Origin of the sequence: Bacillus sp. AFS002410 (genome assembly GCF_002556365.1) — a bacterium.
In the GTDB taxonomy this organism is placed as follows: domain Bacteria; phylum Bacillota; class Bacilli; order Bacillales; family Bacillaceae_G; genus Gottfriedia.
The window spans coordinates 22544-41992 of the sequence record NZ_NUEU01000025.1 but is presented as its reverse complement, the minus strand read 5'-3'; the positions used below and the strand labels follow the sequence as shown (position 1 = coordinate 41992).

General features: G+C 32.6%; 18 protein-coding genes and 1 riboswitch. Of the genes, 14 read left to right on the top strand and 4 right to left on the bottom strand.

Annotated elements, in window-relative coordinates:
• Positions 1 to 227: 227 nt before the first annotated feature.
• The 6 genes from CN692_RS16085 to CN692_RS16060 all read left to right on the top strand — a co-directional run bounded on the left by CN692_RS16085 (position 228) and on the right by CN692_RS16060 (position 6417).
• Positions 228 to 1238, top strand: a complete 1011-nt coding sequence (locus CN692_RS16085) for a Bug family tripartite tricarboxylate transporter substrate binding protein (protein WP_098120187.1) — start codon at positions 228 to 230, stop codon at positions 1236 to 1238.
• A 65-nt stretch (positions 1239 to 1303) separates the two neighbouring features.
• Positions 1304 to 1753, top strand: a complete 450-nt coding sequence (locus CN692_RS16080) for a tripartite tricarboxylate transporter TctB family protein (RefSeq protein ID WP_098120186.1) — start codon at positions 1304 to 1306, stop codon at positions 1751 to 1753.
• Positions 1754 to 1777: 24 nt separating this feature from the next.
• Positions 1778 to 3304, top strand: coding sequence for a tripartite tricarboxylate transporter permease (locus CN692_RS16075; RefSeq protein ID WP_098120185.1), 1527 nt, complete (start codon positions 1778 to 1780; stop codon positions 3302 to 3304).
• 69 nt (positions 3305 to 3373) lie between these two features.
• Positions 3374 to 5008, top strand: coding sequence for an ATP-binding protein (locus tag CN692_RS16070; RefSeq protein ID WP_098120184.1), 1635 nt, complete (start codon positions 3374 to 3376; stop codon positions 5006 to 5008).
• On the top strand, positions 4974 to 5675 hold the full coding sequence (locus tag CN692_RS16065) for a response regulator (RefSeq protein ID WP_373605012.1): 702 nt from the start codon (positions 4974 to 4976) through the stop codon (positions 5673 to 5675). The genes CN692_RS16070 and CN692_RS16065 overlap by 35 nt, the downstream gene beginning before the upstream one ends.
• 223 nt (positions 5676 to 5898) lie before the next feature.
• Positions 5899 to 6417 (top strand): GNAT family N-acetyltransferase, encoded by a 519-nt coding sequence (locus CN692_RS16060; RefSeq protein ID WP_098120182.1) that lies wholly within the window; start codon positions 5899 to 5901, stop codon positions 6415 to 6417.
• Positions 6418 to 6996: 579 nt separating this feature from the next.
• Here the strand turns inward: CN692_RS16060 and CN692_RS16055 are convergent.
• Positions 6997 to 7950 carry an ABC transporter substrate-binding protein gene (locus CN692_RS16055; RefSeq protein WP_098120181.1) on the bottom strand — a complete coding sequence of 318 codons (954 nt, stop codon included), beginning with the start codon at positions 7948 to 7950 and terminating at the stop codon, positions 6997 to 6999.
• Positions 7951 to 8117: 167 nt separating this feature from the next.
• Between CN692_RS16055 and CN692_RS16050 the strand changes: the two genes are divergently transcribed.
• The 5 genes from CN692_RS16050 to CN692_RS16030 all read left to right on the top strand — a co-directional run bounded on the left by CN692_RS16050 (position 8118) and on the right by CN692_RS16030 (position 12570).
• Entirely contained in the window at positions 8118 to 9122 is a 1005-nt protein-coding gene (locus tag CN692_RS16050; protein ID WP_142317436.1) for a FecCD family ABC transporter permease, read from the top strand.
• The gene (locus CN692_RS16045; protein ID WP_142317534.1) at positions 9119 to 10171 is read left to right on the top strand and encodes a FecCD family ABC transporter permease; all 1053 of its coding nucleotides are present in this window, start codon (positions 9119 to 9121) and stop codon (positions 10169 to 10171) included. Before CN692_RS16050 ends, CN692_RS16045 begins: the two co-directional genes overlap by 4 nt.
• Before the next feature lie 4 nt (positions 10172 to 10175).
• The gene (locus CN692_RS16040; protein ID WP_098120179.1) at positions 10176 to 10976 is read left to right on the top strand and encodes an ABC transporter ATP-binding protein; all 801 of its coding nucleotides are present in this window, start codon (positions 10176 to 10178) and stop codon (positions 10974 to 10976) included.
• Positions 10977 to 11057: 81 nt separating this feature from the next.
• Complete coding sequence (locus tag CN692_RS16035; protein WP_098120178.1) at positions 11058 to 11780, top strand: phosphate ABC transporter ATP-binding protein; 723 nt, start codon at positions 11058 to 11060, stop codon at positions 11778 to 11780.
• A 10-nt stretch (positions 11781 to 11790) separates the two neighbouring features.
• On the top strand, positions 11791 to 12570 hold the full coding sequence (locus CN692_RS16030; protein WP_098120177.1) for an ABC transporter permease: 780 nt from the start codon (positions 11791 to 11793) through the stop codon (positions 12568 to 12570).
• Positions 12571 to 12626: 56 nt separating this feature from the next.
• On the opposite strand, the gene CN692_RS16025 is transcribed toward CN692_RS16030, so the two are convergent.
• From CN692_RS16025 to mprF, 3 genes are all read right to left on the bottom strand, one after another.
• Entirely contained in the window at positions 12627 to 13046 is a 420-nt protein-coding gene (locus CN692_RS16025) for an organic hydroperoxide resistance protein (RefSeq protein WP_098120176.1), read from the bottom strand.
• Positions 13047 to 13072: 26 nt separating this feature from the next.
• Positions 13073 to 13519, bottom strand: coding sequence for a MarR family winged helix-turn-helix transcriptional regulator (locus tag CN692_RS16020; RefSeq protein WP_098120175.1), 447 nt, complete (start codon positions 13517 to 13519; stop codon positions 13073 to 13075).
• 206 nt (positions 13520 to 13725) lie between these two features.
• Positions 13726 to 16248: a bifunctional lysylphosphatidylglycerol flippase/synthetase MprF gene (gene mprF / locus CN692_RS16015; protein ID WP_098120174.1), complete on the bottom strand. Its 2523-nt coding sequence runs from the start codon at positions 16246 to 16248 to the stop codon at positions 13726 to 13728.
• A 528-nt stretch (positions 16249 to 16776) separates the two neighbouring features.
• Positions 16777 to 16917, top strand: a riboswitch (cyclic di-AMP (ydaO/yuaA leader).
• 93 nt (positions 16918 to 17010) lie between these two features.
• On the opposite strand from mprF, the gene CN692_RS26210 reads away from it, so the two are divergent.
• The 3 genes from CN692_RS26210 to CN692_RS16005 all read left to right on the top strand — a co-directional run bounded on the left by CN692_RS26210 (position 17011) and on the right by CN692_RS16005 (position 19399).
• Entirely contained in the window at positions 17011 to 17184 is a 174-nt protein-coding gene (locus tag CN692_RS26210; RefSeq protein ID WP_179874463.1) for a hypothetical protein, read from the top strand.
• Between the two features lie 197 nt (positions 17185 to 17381).
• The gene (locus CN692_RS16010) at positions 17382 to 18065 is read left to right on the top strand and encodes a response regulator transcription factor (RefSeq protein WP_098120173.1); all 684 of its coding nucleotides are present in this window, start codon (positions 17382 to 17384) and stop codon (positions 18063 to 18065) included.
• A complete protein-coding gene (locus tag CN692_RS16005; RefSeq protein WP_098120172.1) occupies positions 18062 to 19399 on the top strand; it encodes a sensor histidine kinase in 1338 nt (445 codons plus the stop codon). The genes CN692_RS16010 and CN692_RS16005 overlap by 4 nt, the downstream gene beginning before the upstream one ends.
• Positions 19400 to 19449 lie beyond the last annotated feature (50 nt).

The window sequence follows — 19449 nt, the reverse complement described above, 5'->3', positions numbered from 1 at the left end:
GTTGATAGAATACGAGTTTGATATTTTCAAACTCGTATTTTTTTTGTTTTTGTAATAAGGAATACTCGAAGTAGCTCGTCAGTCGACGAGTTTTTTTGCGTGGTTTTTATGAACAAAATGATTTTAATAGACTTTACGTCTTTAACGTTCACAAAAGCCTTTTTCAGAATTATTAAACTATAATACGAGTATTAGAAAGCGTTTACAAAGAAGGGGAGGAAATATAAATGAAAGTTAAAAAAACTAGTTTGTTAATAATGACGTCTTTGGTCGCAGTGAGTCTTGCAGCTTGTAAAGGGAGTAATGTAACTTCGGGAAGTTCCTATCCGAATAAGGCAATATCGGTTGTAGCACCATCTGGAGCAGGAGGCGGGTGGGATTTAACAGCTAGATCCTTCACTAAAGTATTAAGTGAAACAAAGCTCGTTAAAGAACCAATGACAGTAGAAAATAAGCCAGGTGGTGGCGGAACAGTATTTATGGCTGAGTATGCTACACAGGATAAAGCAAATAATGAAAAATTATTTGTAAACTCACCACCAATTATTATTAACAATTTGAAAAAAGAAGGAAATAGCCCTTATGGCTATAAAAATAGTACACCTTTAGCAGAGCTAACAAAGGATTATGGAGCAATCGTTGTAAAGGCTGATTCAAAGTATAAAGACTTAAAGTCGCTTTTAGATGATATGAAGAAGAATCCTAAAAATATTACGCTAGCTGGGGGATCTGCACCAGGTTCAATGGATCATTTAGTTGGAATTTTACCGGCGTATAAATACGGTATTGATCCTACAAAAATTAAGTATGTGTCATATGATGGTGGATCAGAAGCAATAACAGCATTATTAGGGAATAACGCTGATGTTATTTCGACTGATATCTCTAGCACACTTGAATTTGTTAAATCAGGTAAGGTTAAAGTTTTGGCGGTCACATCACCTGAACGTTTACAAGGAGATGTATTATCTAAGTTCCCAACAGCTAAAGAGCAAGGAATTGATGCTGAGTTTATCATTTGGCGTGGAGTTTTTGGACCTGAAAAAATGTCTAAAGATGCATATGCGTACTGGGAAAAAACAATATCAAAATTAGTAGAAACAAATGAATGGAAAGAAGAAGTAGAAAAGCAAGGCTGGCAGCCGGAATATAAAAATGGTGAAGCATTTAAATCGTTCTTAACTGAACAAGAAACACAAGTTCAAGATTTATTAAAAGCTTTAGGAATGAGTAAGTAATAATTGAACTAAAAAGGGGGATTGCACTCCCTCTTTTCACTACTAAAAATAAAGAGGTGAGATACATGAGTAAAAAATTTGATCGATTAGCGGCTATCATTTTTCTTATTACAGGTATTACTTTTATTTTAGAAAGCCGCAATATTGCCACCACTGCTTATGGAAGTGTAGTAGGTCCGAATGTTTTTCCATTTATTCTTGGCTGTGCACTTTCTCTATTAAGCTGCCGGTTATTTTACGAAACATTTTCATATAAAGTAAAAGAAAAGGATGAAGTTCAATATAATTATAAACAGTTTTTTATTATCCTAGTTTCAGCTATTCTTTATGCACTTTTACTTGAAAAAATCGGCTTTATAATCAGCTCGTTCTTATTTCTTATTGTTTCGATTCAAACATTGGAGCGTGGAAACTGGTTCAAATCAATCTCAATTTCATTAGGATACTCAGTCATCATTTACGTTATTTTTGTTGAAGTTTTAAAAGGTACTTTACCTGGCTGGTCATTGTTTTAGGAGAAAAGAAGGGAGAGTTATCAATTGAGTACTTTTCAATATTTAATGCAGGGATTTGAAACTGCATTTACATGGTATAACTTATTGTTCGCTTTTGCCGGAGTATTAATTGGTACGGCAGTAGGGGTGTTACCTGGTATTGGTCCAATGAGTGGGGTTGCGCTATTAATACCTGTAACTGCTTCTGTAACTGGGTTTTTAGGACCTGAACAAGCAGCGGGGAGTGCAATTATTTTATTAGCCGGTGTGTATTATGGTGCTATGTATGGGGGTTCTACTACATCCATTTTATTAAACACACCAGGAGAATCTTCTTCGGTAGTAACAACTTTAGATGGCTATCAAATGGCGAAAAAAGGTAGAGCAGGAAGTGCTTTATCAATTGCTGCAATTGGTTCGTTTGTAGCAGGGATTTTTACACTTTTTGCACTAATTGTATTAGCAAAACCATTATCGGCATTAGCAATTAAGTTTGGTCCAGCTGAATATTTTTCTTTAATGCTTCTTGGATTATGTGCTGTTAGTGGACTAGCTGGAAAATCGGTAACGAAAGCATTAATTATGACAATCTTTGGATTACTACTTGCTACGATCGGAATTGATTCTGTATCAGGTGTCTCTCGATTTACATATGACATTCCTTGGCTTTATCAAGGTTTAGAATTTTTAACAGTAGCGGTAGGATTATTTGCTTTAGGAGAAGTATTTAAAACGATTATTGAAAATGAAATTGAAGATGGTGAGATGGCAAAAATTAATAATTTATTACCATCTAAAGCAGAATTAAAGGAAAGTGTGGCGCCAATTGCTAGGGGCTCAGTATTAGGATTTTTCGTTGGTTTATTACCTGGAGCAGGTGCCATTTTAGCTTCATTCTTTGCCTATATATTAGAAAAGAAAGTTAGTAAAACGCCTGAAAAGTTTGGTACAGGTACAATTGCAGGCGTTGCATCTCCTGAATCTGCAAATAATGCAGCATCTGGAGGAGCAATGATTCCTTTATTAACTTTAGGAATTCCGAGTTCAGGAACAACTGCAATCTTAATGGGTGCTTTAATGATGTATAACATACAACCGGGACCACTGTTATTCGATGAACATCCTGACGTAGCATGGGGATTAATCGCGAGTATGTTTATCGGAAACGTAATGCTTATCATTTTAAACATGCCTTTAGTAAAAATATTTGCAAAGATTATTCAAACACCGAAGAAGTATTTATTGCCATTAATAGTAGCCATTTCAATATTTGGTGTTTATGCAGTACAAGTATCCGTAAATGATTTACTTCTATTAATCGCATGCGGAATTTTTGGATATTTCCTTTCAAAAAATGATTTTCCAATCGCACCATTAGTATTAGGAATCGTATTAGGCCCAATGATTGAAAATAATTTAAGAAGGGCATTAACGGTATCAAATGGTGATTATAGTATTTTCTTTAAACATCCTATTTCATTAGTATTTTTAATAATTGGAGCACTTTGGATCTTAGTTCCAATTTTGATGAAATTGAAAGGGAAAGAAGTAGTCATAAATGTAGAAGCTTAAAAAATTCTAACAAAACTCCTTTAATAAAAGGAGTTTTTTGATTATTATAAAAACATAAGGGGAAATTTTATGCGTTTACATTATAAGTTAATCATCTTTATATCAGTTCTCATTTTAATAGTAAGTAGTGTTTTTGAAATAGTATCTCAGGAAATGTTTCTAAAGAATCTTAAACATGAAAAAGGTTTGAAAGCTCTAGCTATTTCTCAAACTGTTGCGAATATGCCAGAAATTCGTGAAGCATTTTCAAACGCAAAACCTTCTGACAGTATTCAGCCAATCGTTGAAAAAATCCGAAAAGAAGTTGGAGCAGAATTTATCGTAGTTGGGAATAAAAACGAGGTACGTTATTCACATCCAAATCCGTTATTAATTGGTCGGAAAATGGTTGGCGGAGATAATGATAAAGTATTTAGAGGTCAGGAAATCGTATCAGAATCTACTGGTACACTCGGTCCTTCATTAAGAGGAAAGACTCCTATATTTGACGATAAAGGCAATGTAATAGGCGTTGTTTCTGTAGGCTACTTAATAGAAGATATTGATCATGAGGCAAAAGCCTTTAGTAAAAAACTATTAAAAAATAGTATTGTCATATTAATACTTGGAATCGGAGCAGCTTTTTTTATTTCGTTTAATATTAAAAAATCAATCTTTGGTTTAGAACCGAAAGAGATTGGAAGGATGTACAAAGAAAAACATGCCATTTTAGAATCAATTCATGAAGGAATCATTGCGATTGATGAATATGGAGAGATTACTGTAGTAAATGAAAATGCCCATAAAGTACTTTCTATTCCAAATAATATTAAGCTTAGAGGATTAAAGATCGAAGAAGTCTTGCATAATTCTCATTTAAAGAAAGTAGTTGAAACTGGCGAGCCAATTTATGATTTAGAGTTTTTAATTAATGAAAAAATGGTGATTATTAATTGTATACCAATAATTGGAGTCGATTCTAAAATTGTTGGAGCGGTAACGACTTTTAGGGAAAAATCGGAACTGAATAAATTACTAAATGAATTATCACAAATAAAAGCATATTCAGAAGGACTACGAGCACAGGCACATGAATATTCGAATAAATTACATACAATCTTGGGGTTAATACAACTTGAATCCTATCAAGAAGCGATTGAATTAATTTCAAAGGAATCGAATATAACTCAAAATATCATCCATTTTATTATGGAAGAAATTTCGGATCCAGTCGTTGCGGGACTCCTACTAGGGAAAATAAGTTTAGCTAATGAGCTAAAAGTAGATTTTAACATTGACTATAATAGTAGTTTTGTTAATGTCCCGAAGGAAGTAAATCGGGAAGACTTAATCACAATTATCGGAAATCTATTAAATAACGCATTTGATGCAGTATTAGAAACGAATAAGTCTGAAAAGTTTGTTTCACTATTTCTTACTGATTTAGGTGATGATTTAGTGATTGAAATTGAAGATAATGCAAATGGAATTCCTGATGAATTAATTGATGAAATTTTTGAATACGGTGTTACGTCTAAGGATCAATCTCATAATTCAGGGATTGGACTTCACCTCGTTCAAAGGCTACTCCATAAATTAAACGGACAAATTACTTTTCATTCAAACGAACATGGGGGAACTACATTTATTGTTGCAATTCCGAAACGCCAAAAGGAGAGTAACGGATATGATGAAAAAGAATTTTATAGAAGTGTTAATTGTTGAAGACGATAGTAGGATTGCAGAAATCCATCAGCGATTTATTGATAGAATTGAAGGGTTTAAAGTTATTGGTATTGCTACAAATTATCAAGAAGCAGTTGATTTAGTTGAAATTTTAAATCCTCAGTTAGTTTTGCTAGATGTGTATTTTCCAGATATGAATGGCTTAGATTTTTTACAATGGATGAAGAAACATTCAATTATGGCAGATGTCATCATGATCACTGCATCGAAAGAAATCGATTCAGTTAATAAGGCTTTGCATTATGGAGTATTTGATTTTATTATAAAGCCAGTCATTTTTGATCGTTTTAAAAAGTCACTAATTCGCTATGTAAACTATTCTAATAAAGTAAAAAGCTTACAATCAAAAAGTGCATATATTACGCAGGATGAAATCGATGGATTAATAGGAAAGAATAATACAATAATTGAAGAGCAAAGTCTATACCCTAAAGGAATAGATAAACTTACTTTAGATAAGGTGTTACTCGCGATAAGAGAAGTTCGAAACGGGATGACTGCTGAGAATATAGGGCTGGAAATTGGCGTTAGTCGTACAACTGCGCGAAGATATTTAGAATATTTAGTATCGGAAGGAAAAGTTTCAGCAGATTTAGCGTATGGAACGATTGGAAGACCAGAAAGAGTTTATTTGGTTAAAAGCTAAGTAAAGTTACCTCAATGACTATGACAAACCTAACAATTCTGTAACAGAAAGAGCACTATTTTATGATAAGAGAAGTACCTAAACGCTTGATATACAAGCGTTTTTTTATGTTTTTTACAAGTCTATGACATTGCTAGTTTACAAGAGTATAGTCAGTGTAAGCGTTGAAAATTTTCCGTTTGTTCTATAGACTATACTTTGCAATAACTACGGAGGGATATAGATGAAGATACGTTTATTAACAAAAGAAGATGCAGAAATCTATCTTAATATTCGTTTAGAAGGTTTAAAAAAGAATCCTGAAGTTTTTAGTACTACTATGGATGAAATACTAGATCAAGATGACCCTGTTGAATACAAAGCAGAAATATTAGATGAAAATTATACGATCGGTGCATTTACGGACAAAGGTGAATTAATTGGGGTAGCCACTTTAAGAACGTTTGAAAAGGTTAAAGCAGAGCATAAAGGCAAAATAGAATCTGTCTATGTTTCATCTAGAGCTCGAAAAATGGGTGCAGGCTATCTTTTAATCGAAGAGGTAATCCATTTAGCGAAAAGCCTGGGACTTGAACAACTTACATTAAATATCATTGAAGGAAACGAAACAGCAAAAAATCTGTATGAAAAACTAGGATTTAAAACATTTGCTAAAACACCTAATAGTTTGAAGTTGGACAATGAATATTGGGACCAAGAGCATATGATACTTATGTTAGAGGCGGAAAGTGTAGGAAGCTAGAGATACTGAATTAAAAAAGAGGGTGCCACAAAAGTGAGCATTGTAGAATAGGTGAAATAAAAGTCAGAGTGCAATAAGGTTTCTGAGACTGCAAATAAAACTGTGAAAAGTGCAAATAAGATTTCTGAAACTGCAAATAAAGTACGAACTGCAAATAAAAATGGAGAATCTGCAATTAAAATGGACAAAACTGCAAATAAAATTAGTGAAACTGCAATTAAGTTTCTTAGAATCCATAATTAGATAGGATAATACCTATACTGGTTAGGGTATCTCGGCTAAATAATTGTTCAAAAGTAGCTGTATAGAAATTAAATATAATAAAGTTGCTCTATTTCATTCTAAACCGATAAAAAAAGTGAAGTAATCTACTAAATATCGATAAATGGAATTCATAAAATCAAGGCTAATTGAAAAACGTCGCCTACATACCCCCTATTTTTCTTCTAGACAGACTTATTTCAACAATATTTCTCGAAATTTAAGTTGAAGTCAGGGGCAGCGAAATAAATTTAAGTTATTTCTTCTCCCTGAACTAAAAAAGGTTTACCTTNNAAGGTAAACCTTTTTTAGTTTTAATTATTTAGTAAAAGTTTTTTCAATGTCATCTAACATTAAGTAAGCAGCTTTGATTCCACCTGCAGTGTTCCAAATAACATCACTTACTTTAATAACATGTCCATTTTTATAAGCATTTAACTTTTTGAATAATGGATCTTCTGTAAATTGTTTTTCAAGAGCAGAGCCAGATTCTTTTCCGTTATCATATGTGAAGTAGAATATGTAATCTCCGTCCATTGCTGGAATTCTTTCTTTTGTAACGCCTTGCTCAGCAAAATCAGGTGCATTTTGTTCTTCTGGACGTTGGAAACCTAATTGTTTAAGAATTACACCTGAGAAAGTATCTTGGTGATAGATTCGAACATCAGCACCCATGAAACGTACCATTGAAATTTTTTGATTTAATTTATCGCCTAATTTAGCTTTTAGATCATCTACACGTTTTGTATAATCAGCTAATACTGTATTTCCTTGTTCTTCTTTATTTAAAACTTTAGCATAAAATTTGAAATTCTCTTGCCAGTCTCCACGTAGTGTTTCAGCGAATACTGTTGGTGCAATCGCACTTAATTGCTCATATACTTTTTCTTGACGCATTTTATTACCGATAATTAAGTCTGGTTTTAAATCAGCGATTTTCTCAAGGTTAACTTCACTTTCTAAACCTACAACTTGCACACCATCCATGTCTTTAGCGATGTGATCATACCATGGGTTTCCTGTCCATGATTGAACAGCACCTACTGGTTTAACTCCTAAAGCAATTAAAGCTTCAGTTCCTTCATTTGTTAAAATAACAACACGTTTTGGATTCGCTGGAACTTTAGTTGTTCCCATAGCGTGTTGAATTGTAATTGTATTTTTACTTTCTTTACCAGAAGTTTCATCTGATTTTTTAGTGCCACAAGCACCTAATACCATAATTGCTGCAATAAATAGTGCAATTAATGAAGAAAATTTTAGTTTTCTCATTTCTTTACTCTCCCCTTATATTGATAATGATTATCATTTCTCTCGACAACATGTATTATAGATTAAGATTTTATTAGAAGTCAACAAGAAATTGATTATCATTCTCATTGACTTGATAATTCATATCATTTAGACTGAAAAAAGAGAATAGAATATTAGGAGAAATAATAATGCTTATTCACCCAAGATCAAGAATTATCGTACTTATCGCTTGTGTTTTATTATTAGTCATTTGTTTTTTTTCTAGTATTTTACTAGGATACACAAATACTAGTTTTTCAAGCCTAGTTCATTCATTTACACAATTTAATGGATCTAATGAACATTTAGTTATTCAAAATGTTCGTATTCCAAGAGCAATCATTGCATCGATAGTAGGCGCAAGCTTAGCGATTGCTGGTTTATTTATGCAAGTTTTAACAAAGAATCCTTTAGCATCACCGAGCGTTTTAGGGATAAATGCTGGTGCTTCAATGTTGATCGTTCTTAGTATTACATTTTTTCATTTACAGTCACCTAATGCTACTATTTGGCTAGCATTTTTAGGCGCTACAATTTCAGCAGTATTCGTATTTGGATTAAGTTCTTTAGGAAAAGATGGTGCGACTCCAATAAAGATTACTTTAGCTGGGGTTTCAATTGCCGCTATGTTTAGCTCGATTACCCAAGGCTTACTAGTAACAAATGAAGTAGCATTAGAGCAAGTCCTTTTTTGGTTAGCAGGCTCAGTTCAAGGTCGTTCACTCGATTCTTTACATATGGTGTTACCTTATATTGTGATCGCTTGGGTTATTTCACTTGCAATTGGTGGGAAAATTAACACATTCATGCTTGGAGACGATGTATCGAAAGCTTTAGGTCAAAATACAGCTCTCTTAAAAGTTACATTAGTAGTATTAGTTATTATACTAGCAGGTGGCGCTGTCAGTATTTCCGGACCAATAGGTTTGGTCGGAATAATTGTTCCACAAATAGTTAGAATGTTCGTTAAAAATGATTACCGATGGATGATTCCATTTTGCGGTATTTTCGGGGCAATTTTATTACTATTAGCAGACGTAGCTTCTCGTTATATATTAATGCCAGAAGAGACTCCAGTTGGAATTATGACCGCAGTAATCGGTGCACCATTTTTTATTTACTTAGCAAGAAAAGGCGGTACAGTAAAATGAACATGCTCAAAATACGAAACAAGTATTTTTCATTACTATTTAATAAACGTTCAATTTTCGTTTTAACGATTGCACTCATTTTACTGATCAGTTCATTTGTAGTGAGTTTAACATTAGGAGACCGATACATCTCAATTCCAAAAGTATTATCTGTTATTTTTGGTGAAGGTGAAAAAATAGATGAATTATTCATTCAAGCGTTTCGAATGCCTCGAATAATTATTGCCATTTTTGCTGGAATATCTTTAGCTATTGCAGGAGCTATTCTTCAAGGCTTAGTAAGAAATCCACTTGCTTCTCCAGATATTCTAGGGATTACTGGAGGGGCAGGAGCTGCTGTTGTTTTATTTTTAGCGATTTTTAGTAATGACCGTACGAATCAATTAACAGTAAGCATAAAATGGTTACCTTTAGCAGCATTTATTGGTGCCATTATCAGTTTACTATTTGTCTATGGTTTTGCTTATAAGAATGGGGAGTTAAGGCCATTAAGATTAGTTTTGGTTGGCGTTGGATTTTCAGCATTAGCTCAAGCAACAACTTCATTCTTTATGATTATCGGACCAATTTTTAGAGCGACTGAAGCAAACATGTGGTTAACAGGGAGCGTATACGGAGCAAACTGGGAACAAGTTAAAATCTTAACAGTCTGGACATTCATTTTTATAGTGCTAGCTTTAATATTTATTAGACATATAAATACACAACAACTTGGAGACGATGTTTCAACAAGTTTAGGAGTTCAAGTAGAAAAGAATCGTTTAATTTTATTATTTATTAGTACAGCATTAGTAGCAGGTGCAGTTGCATTTGCAGGAGCAATCGCATTTGTTGGTTTAATTGCGCCGCATATTGCTCGAAAATTAGTTGGTGCTTCTTACGGTGTATTAATTCCATTATCTGGAATCATTGGGGCAATTATGGTATTAGCGGCTGATACAATCGGAAGAACGGCGTTTAGCCCGATTCAAATACCTGCTGGTGTTTTTACTGCCGTAATTGGCGCACCATATTTTATCTATTTATTATTTAAGACTGGAAAAAGGTGATAAGATGTCAACGAGCGCAATAGAAACTGAAAAATTAACGTTATCGTATGATGACAGGACAATAATAAATGAATTAAACTTTCAAGTTCCAAAAGGGAAAATTACAGTTTTAATTGGAGCAAATGGTTGCGGAAAATCAACTTTACTTCGATCACTTGCAAGATTACTACAACCAAAAAGTGGAACGATTTTACTTGATGGAAAAGAAATAAGTAAAAGGCCTACAAAGGAAATTGCTCGAAATCTTTCTATCTTACCACAAAGCCCTGTTGCCCCTGAAGGTTTAACAGTATTTCAATTAGTGAAACAAGGGAGATATCCGTATCAAACTTGGTTAAAACAGTGGTCTAAAGAAGATGAAGAAAAAGTAAATAATGCTTTAAAAATAACAAATATGTACGATTTGAAAGATCAATTAGTAGATTCGCTATCTGGAGGGCAACGCCAACGTGCTTGGATTGCAATGACTTTGGCTCAAGACACTGATACAATTCTATTGGATGAACCAACAACATATTTAGATTTAACACATCAAATTGAGATTTTAGACTTACTTTATGAATTAAATGAAAAAGAGCAACGTACAATTGTTATGGTACTACATGATATTAATTTAGCATGTCGTTATGCACATAATGTAGTTGCCATCTCAGGCGGAGAAGTTTATGCAGAAGGGGACCCGGAGAAAATCATAAACCAAGATTTAATTTGCGATGTTTTTTGTATGAACTGTGACATTGTAAAGGACCCCTTGTTTGGAACACCACTTTGCATCCCACACGGCCGCGGAAGAAAAATAATCTAATTATTTACTAAAAAGGTGTCCTATTAAGGGCACCTTAGTTTTTAAGAAAATTTGATTCGCTTAATAGGAGGTGAGGTTAAAATGACATTATTAATCAACGAAGTATGCGTAGACATTAACGGTAGTTCAATCCTTAAAAATATTAGTTTTGTGGCTAAAAAAGGCGAAATCTTTTGTTTAATAGGAACTTCAGGAGCTGGGAAATCGACTTTACTACGTGCACTAAATCGACTACAAACGATTAGTAAAGGTGAAATCCATTTAGATGGGCAATCAATTCATAAAATGACGCCTCAAAATCTACGAAAAAGTGCGGTCATGATCTTACAAACTCCATCTCTATTTGAAGGAACCGTAGAGGATAATATTTTGTATGGTCTAAAATTAAATGGTAGTTATAGTAAGAATGATTCCGTATCAGTTGCGAAGACTTTATTAGAAAAAGTTGGACTGGAAGCTGATTTATTTAATCGAAATTCTTTATCCCTATCGATTGGGCAACAGCAAAGAGTATCAATCGCAAGAGCACTAGCAATGAAACCAAATATATTATTATGTGATGAAATTACTTCGGCTTTAGATCCACAATCTACCCTACATATTCAGGATCTCCTAGTAAACTTAAAAGTAGAGGAAAATATGTCCATTGTACTTGTTACACATAATATGGATTTAGTTCAACAAATTGCAGATCGAGTAGGGCTATTAATTGATGGTCAATTAGTAGAAGTGAGTCCAGTTAATGAATTTTTTAAGAATCCAAGCACTGAATTAGGAAAGAATTTTCTTTCCACTATTGCTTAAAGAGGGTGAAATGATGGAAGGTAATTTGCATATCACAGGTGTATCGCTAACATTTCTATTAATTATTATTGCGATTGCATTATCTTATTATCAAAAGCTTGGCGTTGAAAAAGATATTGGTGTTTCTTCTGTTAGGACAGTAATTCAATTAATGATTATGGGTTATGTACTTGAATACATACTTAAAATTGAACATTTTTTCATAGTCATCATTATTTTATTTTGTATGATTTTATTTGGTGCTCATACTTCAAGTAAACGATCGCATCATATTGAGGGAGCATTCTTTATTTCATTTATTAGTATTTTTCTAGGCGTTATGATTTCTTTAGGAATCGTACTGGTAGCAAATAAAATTTCGTTAAAAGCTCAATATGTTATTCCAATTTCAAGTATGATTATTAGTACATCAATGAACGCAAATAGTTTAGCATTAACTAGACTTAGAGCTGAAATTCAAGCGAATAAAAATCAAATTGAAGCTGCACTATGCTTAGGTGCAACAACTAAACAAGCATCAAATCATGTCATAAAAAATTCAATAAAAGCAGCATTAATTCCATCAATTGATCGTGCTAAAACAGTTGGAATCGTTACATTGCCAGGTTCAATGACTGGTATGATTTTTGCAGGAATCAGTCCCTTATATGCGATTAAATACCAATTATTAATTGAATGCATCTTAATCGGAGCAATCGCAATAAGCGTATTTTCCTCAACACTACTTTCCTATCGAAAATTTTTTACAAAAGACGACTCGTTAAAATACGAAACGATACTAGAGGGGTAGAAAAAGGGAATAGGTTAACCTTAGCCTATTCCCTTTTTTACCTTTAACCTTAACTCTTATCCAATAACTCTCAATTGAACGTCCATGTTTCCTCTAGTTGCTTTAGAGTATGGGCATACACCATGAGCAGCTTTAACTAGTTCTACCGCAACTTCAGTTGGTACTCCTTGCACTTTTACATCGAGTTGAGCAGCTAATTTAAACCCTCCGTCAGCGGGATCTTTACCAATTGTTACGTTTGCGGTTACAGATGTAGCTTCTAATTTAATACTTTTCTGACGAGCTACTAAGTTTAAGGCACTATCGAAGCAAGCTGAATAACCAGCTGCGAAAAGTTGTTCAGGATTTGTTGCACCACCAGGACCACCTAATTCTACTGGTGGTTTAAGCTCTAAATTAATAAAATCATCAGATGAAATTACTCTTCCGTCACGTCCACCCGTTGCAGTTGCTGTAGCAGTATATAATTTTTCCATTTTAAATTTCTCCTTTATATAAATTATTAATTTTCATTTGCAGATTGAACTTTCTGTAATAATGACTTTATTTGACTTAATATTGTCAAAAATTCCTCTTGAGTAGTGTCGCTTTCATTAAAAAACTTCTCTGGAATACAATAAGCTTTTTCTTTTAATGCTTTTCCATCATCAGTTAATGTAATAAATACTTTTCTCTCATCGCTTGAATCACGTTTGCGATAGATTAATCCGGCAGATTCCATGCGCTTTAGCATTGGTGTAAGTGTACCTGAATCAAGAAAAAGAGTCCCACCAAGCTCTTTTACAGTTTGTTGGTCTTTTTCCCAAAGAGAAAGTAGTGCCAGGTATTGCGGGTAAGTAATGCCAATTTCATCTAATATTGGGCGATATAATTTCGTAATTTCTCGAGAGCAAGCATAAATCGAAAAGCATAATTGATTTTCAAGCAAAAGCTGGTTTTCTTTATTCATATGTCAACATCCTTATATATTAGTTGTGCACAATTTAATATGACACAATCATAGTTGATAGGAAATAATTTTGCAAGCGATAATGATTATTATTTTTTACCAATTTTTATATTTTGATTAGAAATTTAAGAGTAAGAAGGGAATAAAGCTTTTTTTCGCACTAAAAAAGTCAGTTAATGTGTTAAGTACATTAACTGACTTCAAATTTACGGTTTTCTAGTTTTAGAAATTAATGAAGTAATTTGTAACATAGTAATCGGTAAAGATGTTTTTTTATGATATGCCAAAAACTTCGGTGTCCAAGAATCTACGTATTTTTCTTTAAAGCTTCTTAAACCTTGAAAATGATACAAGAACTGTCCATATTCATAAATCTGTGCTGCAATTTTTTCACTAGCAAATGAATATTTAGAAAGTCCAACATTTGCTAAAGGTGTCATGCCGATATTAAAGTAGTGAAAATCTTTCGATCTAAACGATTCAATTAAATTAATAAACATATAATCCATAATTCCCTTTGGTGCATCTATTTTATGGCGCATTAAATCAATCGAAATTGTATGGTCATTATAGTTAGGCATAATAGACGCGAAAGCAATCATCTTATTTTCATTATTTTTAATGACGGCTACAGGTGCAAGTTTGATGTAATTCTCATCAAAATAGCCAAGTGAAAAACCTTTTTCTTTTCGACCTTTTAGCCACTCAGTAGATAAATCCTTTAAATCTGAAAAGAACTCATTTGAGAACGGAGGTTCAATCATTTCAAAACTATATTCTTCACGTTCAAACTTATTGTAAAGGGCGCGAATACCTTTATTACGTTTTCCAGATAAAGAGAACGTTGAAATATCCGTAAACCCTTCTTCACCGAGTTTAAAGAAATCAAATCCATTTTCATGTAAGTACGCTAAAGAATTTGAGTTTACTTGATAGAAGACGAGAGTATATCCAAATTGATCAGCATAATTTAATAATTCTTCAATTGCAGGATAGATACGGGACTTTTCCCCAATTGGGTCACCTAAAATAACTAATTTGTCTGCATATGGTTGGAAAATAAATAATACTGTTTCATCTTGAGCCCAAAATAAATATTTGTCATGTAAAAAAACTAAGTGGGAAAGTTCAGTTCCACCATATGTATTTAAATGGTCTCTTATTTTTTCTTCTTCATTTTTTGTGCCTATAAAATTAAATTCTTTTCTATTAACTTTGAAAAAAGCGATATAAAAAAATAGAAAAGCCGCTACAAAACCGAGCACTGCACTTATTACGATATCCCTCGAATTGACAAGAATATAAGGCAAATATTTGGCAGGGATTCGCACATTTGTATGTGGAAGATTAATATAAGCAATTAGTAAATAGCTCCCTAAAAAGAAAAACAAGATAAAATTATCAACGATCAGCTTTCCCCAAGTTAAAACGAAGCTTTCTCTATAAAATTGTTTCTTTGAAGCAAATAATATAAATGCTACTGCTAGTACAAAAAGTGCTTCTTCATAATCTAACCCTTTTGAATAAGTTGTAATTGCTCCAACAATTAGCATGAATAAAGTAATATACCATGCTCTTTTCACTTTATAATCAATTCCTCGCGAGAGCCCTAATAATGTAAAGCCTGCTGTGACCGAAATCAAATGAGAAAGATTAATAATTGTTGACGGTAAAATTAAATTTAAAAGACTAATTCTTAAAAGCATGCTTGGCACAGCTGCGGAAACTAAGAGAATTACTCCAGACAAAAAAATTAAAATCGTTAAAATCTTATGGCCCAAATAGGTTGATATTTGGTTTGGAATATCATTAAATGATTGATTGATTTTGTTCCATAATAGTTTAAGTGCTAAAACAATACCACAAGCAAATGGGAAGAAGAAATAACTGAAACGATAGATTAATAAAACTAGTAGTGTTGTTTCTTTATCAATCCCAAAATAAGTGAAACCTAATAGAAAAATAAAATCAAATGAACCTAATCCGCCAGGGATCATACTTAACAGTGCTGCTACAGAGGCCACTAAAAAAACGGGCAAAACTTCGATAATCGAAATATCAATATTTAAAAATAAACAAATAAAGTAAATAAATAAAAATATAAAGGACCATTCACATAAGGAAATGGTAACCAATGAGATCATATATTTTGCGGAAAAATTTTCCGAGAAAAAATTTCGCTTCATATAAACTACTAAAAACATTACCGGGAAATAACAAATGGCAATGACGATTGCGACATATAAGTACTTATATTCATTTAAAAATGATAAATCAAAGATTCCTGTAAATAAAACTAAACTCAATATCGATAATCCAGAAAGTAAGAAGATTGTTACACTACTTACCGCTTTAACAATTTCTGGTCCAGTGCGCTCTTGTCGATAAAAAAGAGTTCGAATAGTAGTACCAGCCACTCCACCGAGTCCAATTAAGTTAGAGGAAGTGTTTGCAAGCCAAGCTACCATTAAAATTTTACGAAAACTGAAATCTAATTTTAATAGTCTAACAAGGACGAAATCATATAAAAACATTGGAGAAACAGCAATAATACCTAATGCAAAAATTAGAAAATATTGTATTAATGTAAGAGACTCCATATAGTTAAAGAACATTTGAAAGTCGAAATTTAAAAGTACGCTTTTTCCAACAAAGATGAATGTAACTAGTAATATTGAAATGAAAAATAGTTTAAACAAACCTACTTTACTAATCCGAATCTTATTCATAAGACACTCCTGAAGTTATAATTAAACAAAATAAATATTAATACTTAGCTTTAGTATTCCATATTATTCCACTATTTAACAAGAAGAATATGAACAAGAAGTAGAAAATTTAATAACTTATTATTTTGAAGAAAAAAAGTTAACTAGATTTTAACTTTAAGATTGGTTTTGCGACTTAAATTCTGACTAAGAAGTACATTGATTTTCACTATATGGACTCGCTTTTTATAGGGTGAGATCGGTTTTAAGGATTACCGTATTTCTCATCTTGAGACCTTCAATGTGGCAACTAGGAAATAGAAGAATAAATTAAAAAAATTTTTAAAAATCGTCCTAATTAGTTCCAATTGAGCTGGATTCTTCCATTTTTTTAACGTATTTCACTTACCTTTTCCCTTTATCAAAGCTTTAGAGTTTCAAAATGTAACAAAATAGTATACAATTTAGTAGTTGAATTGTAATTTAAGTAATATATATAAATAAATGACCGTTGATCGCTGAGTTCTGTTGAAGACCTTCTTTACTATTTTATCGGAATGGTTTTTCAACATTGAAGCGGGGGAACCGATTTTTGTGCAATTGCACTTTGGGGTGAATCCTTTTTAGGTAGGGCTACTTTTTAGGTCCGAATCCGACAGCTAACCTCGTAGGCGTGTAAGGAGAAGGTTTCCACGTGGATGTATTTTTAGGCACTGGAGATTCTTCCAGTGTCTTTTTGCATCCATTTTTTGAAAAAATAATTTATAAAACGGGGGAAATGAAGTGTTAGATATGTACGTGTTTGGCGGAATTCTTATTATAACAATGTTAACGGCAGTTTATTTTACTCGTAAAGATTCTGGTAATAGTGAGCATAGTAAGAAAAGAGCTAATAGGATTAGAATAGCAAGAGAACGAAAAGCTGGTAAAGTAGTAGGGAATACCGAGTTTAAATAATTAAATTGATATTTATAACCTTCTATAGGAGGGTGGTCAATCAGACCACTCTCTTTTTTACGCATTAAAATACAAAGTAGACCGATCGGCGAGTATTCTTAATCATTTTAAGTTTTGGTTTCATAATTCATATTTAGTTCATAATGAATTTATATAATAGGAATATAATTAATTGTTAATGTAAGAAGGTGGCTTTTTTGAATCATGTTAAAGTTTTAGTCGTTGATGATGACGCAAATATTCGAGAGTTGATTTCTATTTTTTTAAATGCTGAAGGTTATTCAGTAATTGAGGCTGAAAACGGAGAAAAAGCATTAATGCTTTTAGAAAAAAACAGTATTCAAATCGCAGTAGTTGATGTGATGATGCCTGAAATAGATGGATATGAACTTACAAAAGAAATTAAAAAGTTTTATGATATTCCGATTTTAATGGTTACTGCTAAAGGTGAGTCACAGGATAAACTTAAAGGCTTTGATCTTGGGGTAGATGATTATGTGGTGAAGCCGTTTGATCCGTTAGAAATTGTTGCTCGTGTTAAAGCTCTTTTAAGAAGGTTTCAATTAATTTCTGATAAAAATATCCTTTTAGGAAATTTAGCGATTAATCAAATAAAATATGAAATTGCTGTTAATGAGCAATCGATTACACTCCCTTTAAAGGAATTTGAGTTACTGTTTAAGCTTGCTAGTCAATCTGGCAGAATTTTTACGAGAAACGACTTAATTGAACAAATTTGGGGCCTTGATTATGAGGGTGATGAGCGGACAGTTGACGTACATATTAAAAGAGTAAGAGAACGTCTAAGAGAGTTAAAGGCTACTGTTGAAATCGTTACAATCAGAGGACTAGGCTATAAGTTAGAGGAAAATAATACATGAAAAGTATGTATACAAGACTCGTCTTAATTTTCATATCAGTCATTTTACTGAGTTTAGTCATAACTTTTTTTATCGCATCAAAATACTTTATTAAACATGTTGAAACAGAAGTGCAAAGTGATTTAATAGATGTTGGAGAAAATTTTATTACCACTTACTCTAAGCCAAATAATCAAAATGGAGTAGAAGCGACCTTACAGATTCTTAGTAAAAACTTTTATATTACGCTTTATAATGAGTCGGGTAAAATTGTTTTGAAAAATACAGTACAAAAAAAGAAGAGCATTAAAAAAGACCAAATATTAAAAGTGCTAAACCAAAAAAATGTTCAGAAAGAAAGTAATCCTTATCTAATAGCTCTACCTTTTGAAAAAGATGGGCATAAATATGCTTTATTTATTCAGCCAAATATTGATCGAGGATTCTTTAAAATGCGTCGGGTATTATTTTTTAGTTTACTTACAACTTTAATAATTGGCTCAATCACATTTTTATTTGTTGCTAAGTTATTAATAAAGCCTGTAAAAGAGCTAATTCGAGCTACGAAAGAATTGGCGAACGGTAATTATGACGTTCAAGTAAAAATTAAGCGGAAGGATGAAATTGGTTTACTTGCTTCCAACTTTAATTTGATGACGAATAAATTAAATAATTTAGAAGAGATGAGAAGTGAATTTGTTTCCAATGTTTCTCATGAAATTCAATCACCTTTAACATCCATCAAAGGATTTGCAAAGGTATTGAGGAACAAGCAATTAACTGAAGAAAAAAGAGAGCATTATTTAACTATAATAGAGACTGAAAGTGAGCGTCTTTCTATTATGAGTGAAAGACTATTGAAGTTAGCTTCCTTAGACTCTGAGCAACATCCATTCTTGCCCACGACATATAAATTAGATGAACAAATTCGAAAAATTATTTTAGCATTAGAGCCGCATTGGGAAAGTAAAAAACTTCAATTAGTTTTAAATTTACCAAAAACTGAAATAGTAGCTGACCGCTTACTACTTGAACAAGTATGGATTAATTTATTACAAAACGGGATTAAATTCTCGAGTATTGCTGGGTACATTAAAGTAGATATTTGGGAAATGGATCAAATAATTAAAGTCATCATTAGTGATAGTGGACTAGGAATCAGTAAGGAAGATATGGAGCGTATTTTTGAACGCTTTTATCAAGCAGACCGTTCTAGAAATAAAAAAGGAACCGGGCTTGGTCTTTCAATTGTACAAAAAATTGTTGAAATGCACCGTGGGAAAATTGAAGTGGAAAGTGATGTTGGAAAAGGAACAAGCTTTACGATCATCTTGCCTAAGAACTTGGAAACTTAAAAAGTTCATATTATGTTCCTAATTGTTCATATTCTGTTCATATAGTTTTG

Coding starts and splice junctions, on each gene's coding strand:
- CN692_RS16035 (WP_098120178.1), top strand. CDS start 11,058: ATGACATTATTAATCAACGAAGTATGCGTAGACATTAACGGTAGTTCA.
- CN692_RS16055 (WP_098120181.1), bottom strand. CDS start 7,950: ATGAGAAAACTAAAATTTTCTTCATTAATTGCACTATTTATTGCAGCA.
- CN692_RS16080 (WP_098120186.1), top strand. CDS start 1,304: ATGAGTAAAAAATTTGATCGATTAGCGGCTATCATTTTTCTTATTACA.
- CN692_RS16060 (WP_098120182.1), top strand. CDS start 5,899: ATGAAGATACGTTTATTAACAAAAGAAGATGCAGAAATCTATCTTAAT.
- CN692_RS16005 (WP_098120172.1), top strand. CDS start 18,062: ATGAAAAGTATGTATACAAGACTCGTCTTAATTTTCATATCAGTCATT.
- CN692_RS16040 (WP_098120179.1), top strand. CDS start 10,176: ATGTCAACGAGCGCAATAGAAACTGAAAAATTAACGTTATCGTATGAT.
- CN692_RS16070 (WP_098120184.1), top strand. CDS start 3,374: ATGCGTTTACATTATAAGTTAATCATCTTTATATCAGTTCTCATTTTA.
- CN692_RS16045 (WP_142317534.1), top strand. CDS start 9,119: ATGAACATGCTCAAAATACGAAACAAGTATTTTTCATTACTATTTAAT.
- CN692_RS16020 (WP_098120175.1), bottom strand. CDS start 13,519: ATGAATAAAGAAAACCAGCTTTTGCTTGAAAATCAATTATGCTTTTCG.
- CN692_RS16065 (WP_373605012.1), top strand. CDS start 4,974: ATGAAAAAGAATTTTATAGAAGTGTTAATTGTTGAAGACGATAGTAGG.
- CN692_RS16030 (WP_098120177.1), top strand. CDS start 11,791: ATGATGGAAGGTAATTTGCATATCACAGGTGTATCGCTAACATTTCTA.
- mprF (WP_098120174.1), bottom strand. CDS start 16,248: ATGAATAAGATTCGGATTAGTAAAGTAGGTTTGTTTAAACTATTTTTC.
- CN692_RS16025 (WP_098120176.1), bottom strand. CDS start 13,046: ATGGAAAAATTATATACTGCTACAGCAACTGCAACGGGTGGACGTGAC.
- CN692_RS16085 (WP_098120187.1), top strand. CDS start 228: ATGAAAGTTAAAAAAACTAGTTTGTTAATAATGACGTCTTTGGTCGCA.